General features: G+C 66.5%; 5 protein-coding genes and 1 tRNA gene. 1 reads left to right on the top strand and 5 read right to left on the bottom strand.

What is annotated here, in order from left to right:
• Positions 1–272: 272 nt before the first annotated feature.
• The 5 genes from K8O92_27390 to K8O92_27410 form a co-directional block, all read right to left on the bottom strand.
• On the bottom strand, positions 273–1,676 hold the full coding sequence (locus tag K8O92_27390; protein UAK31469.1) for a hypothetical protein: 1,404 nt from the start codon (positions 1,674–1,676) through the stop codon (positions 273–275).
• Positions 1,673–2,758, bottom strand: a complete 1,086-nt coding sequence (locus tag K8O92_27395; protein ID UAK31470.1) for a site-specific integrase — start codon at positions 2,756–2,758, stop codon at positions 1,673–1,675. The genes K8O92_27390 and K8O92_27395 overlap by 4 nt, the downstream gene beginning before the upstream one ends.
• Positions 2,755–3,213 (bottom strand): hypothetical protein, encoded by a 459-nt coding sequence (locus K8O92_27400; protein UAK31471.1) that lies wholly within the window; start codon positions 3,211–3,213, stop codon positions 2,755–2,757. The genes K8O92_27395 and K8O92_27400 overlap by 4 nt, the downstream gene beginning before the upstream one ends.
• A 109-nt stretch (positions 3,214–3,322) precedes the next feature.
• Positions 3,323–3,407 (bottom strand) — tRNA-Leu (locus K8O92_27405).
• A 123-nt stretch (positions 3,408–3,530) separates the two neighbouring features.
• Positions 3,531–4,400 (bottom strand): NAD(P)-binding domain-containing protein, encoded by an 870-nt coding sequence (locus K8O92_27410; GenBank protein UAK31472.1) that lies wholly within the window; start codon positions 4,398–4,400, stop codon positions 3,531–3,533.
• Positions 4,401–4,543: 143 nt separating this feature from the next.
• Here K8O92_27410 and K8O92_27415 point away from each other — a divergent pair, with 143 nt between their 5' ends.
• Positions 4,544–4,900, top strand: a complete 357-nt coding sequence (locus tag K8O92_27415; protein UAK31473.1) for a helix-turn-helix transcriptional regulator — start codon at positions 4,544–4,546, stop codon at positions 4,898–4,900.
• Positions 4,901–5,072: the final 172 nt, after the last annotated feature.

A 5,072-nucleotide genomic window follows, 5' to 3' on the forward strand; every position in this document is an offset into this window, starting at 1 on the left:
CCGCTGCGGTCGGCAGCGGTTGATGACGCACCCAGGCGTGAGCTACCCTTGGCAGTGCTTAGCATCAGCAGCCTTCAGGGTTGTGTTGTTGGTAGTGCCCTCAGCCGCTAACTGAGGGCACTACGCGTTTTCGGGGCTGTGGACCGAGCGGCGAAGCCAGCCCACCGCGGTATGTCTCTGTAGTAGCGTCCTTTCTGACCGGAACTAGTGCGTCTGCAAGGGGGGTGCGACACCAACAGTGTCCGCGGGCACCACGCCAAGCAAACAATGGGCTAGGCGGCCACCCCCTGGTCGGCCGTGGCGGGGTCGAAACCCAGGGATTCGGCACGGGCGATGATGCGGTCGACTGTGGAGCGCGCCCACGGCGTCGAGGTGATTGCGCTCATTTCGGTGGCGATCCGGTTGGCATTGAACCCTTGGGCGGCCAACTGCAGAATGGCCACGATCTGCGGGGCGGGCTTCTGCACGAGTTTGCGCAGCACCAACTGCTCGGCGATCTCACCGCACCGGTCGGCCGTCACCGTGGTCATGGTGTCGCCATCAGCTCTCGCCGTGGCTTCAGCGGCCGGGTGAGATATTGCCTGCGCACCGAGATCGACTGGCGTGGCAGCAGCGGTTTCCATATTTCGGGGAACCGGTGCGGAACCCACCGATGTGGACGCAGCGGCCGCGATGGTGGTCGCCGAGGCGTCATACACCGGACGCGGCGTCACCGGCGACAGCACCGGCCGACCAGACGATGCAATCGCGCGCTCCGCAGAGCCTGTGCCGCTGGCGTCCGATGCAGGAGATTCGTGCGCGGCGGTTTCGGTGCGGCGGGCAGCGACCGCAGAGATCATTTCGGCGTTGCGGGCGGTGAGCCAGGCGTGCAACCACATCAACACCACCACCATGATCGGGGCGACGGAGTATTCCGCGGCGCGGCCGAGATCACCGGCCGCCAGGTGCGGGCCGCTGTTGAGTCCGACCGTGGAGGTCAAGAGCACGGCTTCGAACAGCAGGATCTTGGTGCGTTGCACGGTGATACCGAGGCGTGCGGCGGTGGCGGCCTGGGCCATGATCTCGAGGATCGGCACCGAGATCATCGCCTCGATACCGAAAGTCAGCGCCCACAGCAGCCACCAGCTCACCTCCCCGGGCGCGCCGTCGGGGGTCAGGTTGCGGCCGACGTTGACCGCTGACCAGAGCAACCCGATGGCCATGACCGCGCGCAGCCGCCACGACGAGCGGGTCGCGCGACGGTGCAGCATCCCCTCCAGCGCATCAGGGTTGGTTTCGCGACGCCGCTGAGCGCGAGCGCGCCGGTGCCAGCGTTGCTCGGTGGCGTCCTCGCGCTCGATCGCAGCCGAGGTGCGGCGGTCACGCTCTGCATCGGCCAGTTCGGCACGGAAGACGCGTTTGCGCTGGCGGCGCTGCTTGGCGCGCATCCACACGTGCAGGGCCCGTTCGGCGGCGATCTCCCGTTCACTGTGCACGTCATACAGCGCGCTGTGGCCCTGCCAGGGCACCTGCTGCTCGGCCAGCGCGACCCGCTGCGCCAGATCCGTCGGCATCAAATTCTGGCCACGACGCGTCCACCACCGGCCGGACTGGACCATGAATCCGTCGTGACCCGTGTCGGATACGTTGGAAGCGGGTTTGTAGGTGGATTGGTCGGTGTGAAGGCTCTTGGTCATCGCGCACCTTCCAGAGCAGGGATGGTCGCCACGCCGCTCCCGGCCGGATCCCGGGCCGGGTCTGTGGTGGCCAAGGGGTGGGGTTCGCCGGTGAGGTGGGCGAGGGCTGCGGCGACTTCGTTGATGGTGGCGGTGGTGTAGATGCCGGTGGTGCCGCTGCCGTTGTGGGAGTGGCGGGCGAACTCGCTCGCTACGGCCGGGCCGTAATGGCGTTCGACCCACGTCGTGGTGGTGTGGCGCAGCCAGTGAATCGAGATTCCGTGAGAATGAACCCAGGGCAGGTGGCGGCCGAGGCGTTCGAACAGTCCGTTGTAGCGGCGGCGGGTGATCGGTTTCCCGTTGCGTGCGCGCAGCAGCTGCTCGTTCGGTGCCGCGCCGCGCTGCTCGGCGTGACGGCACAACGCGCGCATCAGGGTGGGGGAGACCGGCTGCCACAACTGGGTGCCGCCCTTCTCCCGCAGCAAGATCAGCGACTGCACCGGGTCCAGATCCTGCGGCCGCAACGCCAGCGCCCCACCGCGGCGGCACCCGGTTTCGGTGTGCAGCCGCAGCAGCAACGTATCCAGTTCCGGATCGTTGCCCGTGGTGGCCGCGACGTGAACGATCTGCGCGAGCAGATCGCTGTGCAACGCGCGACGATTCGAGCGAGTGCGCTTCGGCTTGGTCAACCGGACCGCTGGATTGTCGCGCGGGTCGATGACGCGGTTGTCCTCGGCGTGCTTGTACAGCCGCCGCAACGCATCGATCACGTGACGCAGCACCTCGCGGCCACCGCGGTCGCTGCGGCGGATCACCCGTTGTGCGCGGATCGCCTCACACAGCACCTGTAGGTCCGCCGTCGTCGGCTCGTCCAAGCGCCGCTGCGCCCACCCGGGCTGGGCGAGAATCTTGTTCCAATACGTGCCGTAGTGAGTTCGGGTCCGTCCCTCTGGCATCGCCGCCAGCACTGTCGGGACGTACTCGGCGAAAGCCGGTGTCGCTGGTGCTGCCCCGGTCCCGGCCGACAGGTCGGCGATCGTGAGCCCGAGACGTTCCATCATCATCTGGATCGTGGCGATGTCGGCCGCGGCGCGCGCGCTCATGCGTGCGCTCCCTCTGCGAAGCGGCGCGCGAGGATCTCATCGAGCACCTGCGGCGGGTAGACAACCAGCAGCTCCTGCTGCGGGTCCGCCGCCAGCAGAACCCGGTCATGGATGCGGATGCCCGCCCCGCGACGGACCGGCGCCGGTAGCGACAGGTGCCCGTACTTGGTGACACCGCGGCGGCCGTACCCGGGGCGGTTGATCACGATCAGCCCGCCCGCGAGCCGCCACGACAACTGCTCACCGGGCCGCCAACCCAACGCGGTCAGCACGGCCTTGTCGACCACACGGCCATTGGAATCAACCGGGCGGATGCTGTACACCGCCGTGCGCGCGGGAGGTTGCTCGACATTGCCCAGAGGCAAGCCAGGCACACCGCAAATCGCTCGATTGCCTGCGGGCTGATCGACCGCGGAGAAGGACGGAAGGACCGACAGGAGTGTGTTCTCGGTCACAATTTCACCCCGCCCAGGGGTAAAACCGCAGGTCACGGGCTCTGCCGAAGGACGAGTGTCCGGTCAGTGCCCGGACACGTTTTCTGTAGCAGAAATGGGTCGTTTTCTGTGTCCGGAGGGGGACTTGAACCCCCACGCCCGATAAAGGGCACTAGCACCTCAAGCTAGCGCGTCTGCCATTCCGCCACCCGGACCGGTGTGCTCAGCAAGATTATCGGATCCCTCCGCGTGGACCAAATCGCGCCTGGACCTGCGCATTCTCCGGAGGCGGGGAAGGGAGTTGCGCGGGCCGCGAGGAGTGCGGCCCGCGCGGGGAATCAGCGCAGTTCTTCGAAAATGCGTTCGAATCCCAGGGCGCCGTGGCCGTCGGCCACCTGGCGGTCGAGGAGGGTCTTGATGGGGGCGACGAAGTCGAGGGTGACGTTGGCGTCGCGGCTGGCGCGGGTGATCGCGTCGAGTGCGGCTTTGTGGAAGGCGATGGACTGGACGGGGTCGGTGTAGGTGGCGCTGTCGATGACCTGCCCCTGGTCCGGCAGGAACTGGGCCATCGCGGTGACCCATGCGGTGGCTCGCCTGCCGAAGTCGGCGGCGGAGACGCCGACCGAGCGCATCATGGCCGCGCCGTGCATGAAGCCGCCGAACATGGCGTACATGGTGGCGAGCAGGGCGAAGTCGTAGGTCGAGGCGAAGCCGGCGTCGTCGCCGAAGTACTCTGCGGCGGCGAGCAATTCGAGGGTTTCCCGGTGGGCATCGAAGACCGCTTGCGATCCGCTGTAGAGGATGGAGGCGCCGTGCTGCCCGATCATGGGTGGCACCGCCATGATTCCGCCGTCGAGGTAGTCGCAATCGTGGCTCGCTGTCCAGGTGGCCAGTTCGCGGGCCTCACCGGGGGCGGTGCTGGTGAGGTTGATCAGTTGCCGTCCGGCCAGTCGGTCGGCTACCGGGTCGAGGGTGGCGTGCACCGATGCGTGGTCGAGCAGTACGGCGATGATCGGGCCGTCGGCGTCGATCGCCTCCGCGACGGTCGCGCCGCCGACGGCTCCGGCCGCGAGGAGGTCTGCGTCCTTGCCGGGGGTGCGGTTCCACACCCTCGTCGGCAGGCCGGCCTTCAGGAAGGTGGCGGCCAGCGCTTGGCCCATCGCGCCGAGGCCCAGGATGGTCACCGGGGTCTTCGTGGTTTCCGCCATTGCGGGTTCAACTCCTAGAGGTCGAGTACGTCCTGGTCAGCGCGCTGCAACCAAGAGTGCTAGTTTCCCGGCAGAGGAGCAAGTACCTACTATTTTGTCGGGTACTTACCAATTGGTTTGTGAACAGGTAGAGAGGGCGGGCAATGGGCACGAAGCGATCGGGACCATACATCTGCGGCATCGACGCCGCGATGGATGTGGTCGGCGGCAAGTGGAAGGCGCTGATTCTCTGGGAACTGGACGCGCACGAGGTCCGACGCTTCGGTGAACTGCGCAAGGGGCTGCCGGGAGTTTCGGAGAAGATGCTGATCCAGCAGCTGCGAGAGCTGGAGGAGGACGGCATTGTCAGCAGAACCGTCTACCGCGAAGTTCCGCCGCGAGTGGAGTACCGGCTGACCGATGTCGGTGCCGCGCTCAACGCCGCGCTGGAGCCTTTGGGGGCGTGGGGACGCGCACGGATCGATCGGATCGGCGCGCAGCGAGTGCCTCAGCAGGCCTGAAGTGAATCCTTCGAATGTGAATGTTTCATCTGGGCAACATCATCGAGCGGAAGATCAAGCTACTAGTTGGTAACTTCGGTTAACTTTGTGCATACACAAGTCAATTGACGCATAACCGGGCCCGTCGTATGTTCCACGTCACAACTTTTGCAAGATGTGGGTGGCTGTGCAG

The organism is Nocardia asteroides (assembly GCA_019930625.1).
Lineage (GTDB): Bacteria > Actinomycetota > Actinomycetes > Mycobacteriales > Mycobacteriaceae > Nocardia > Nocardia sputi.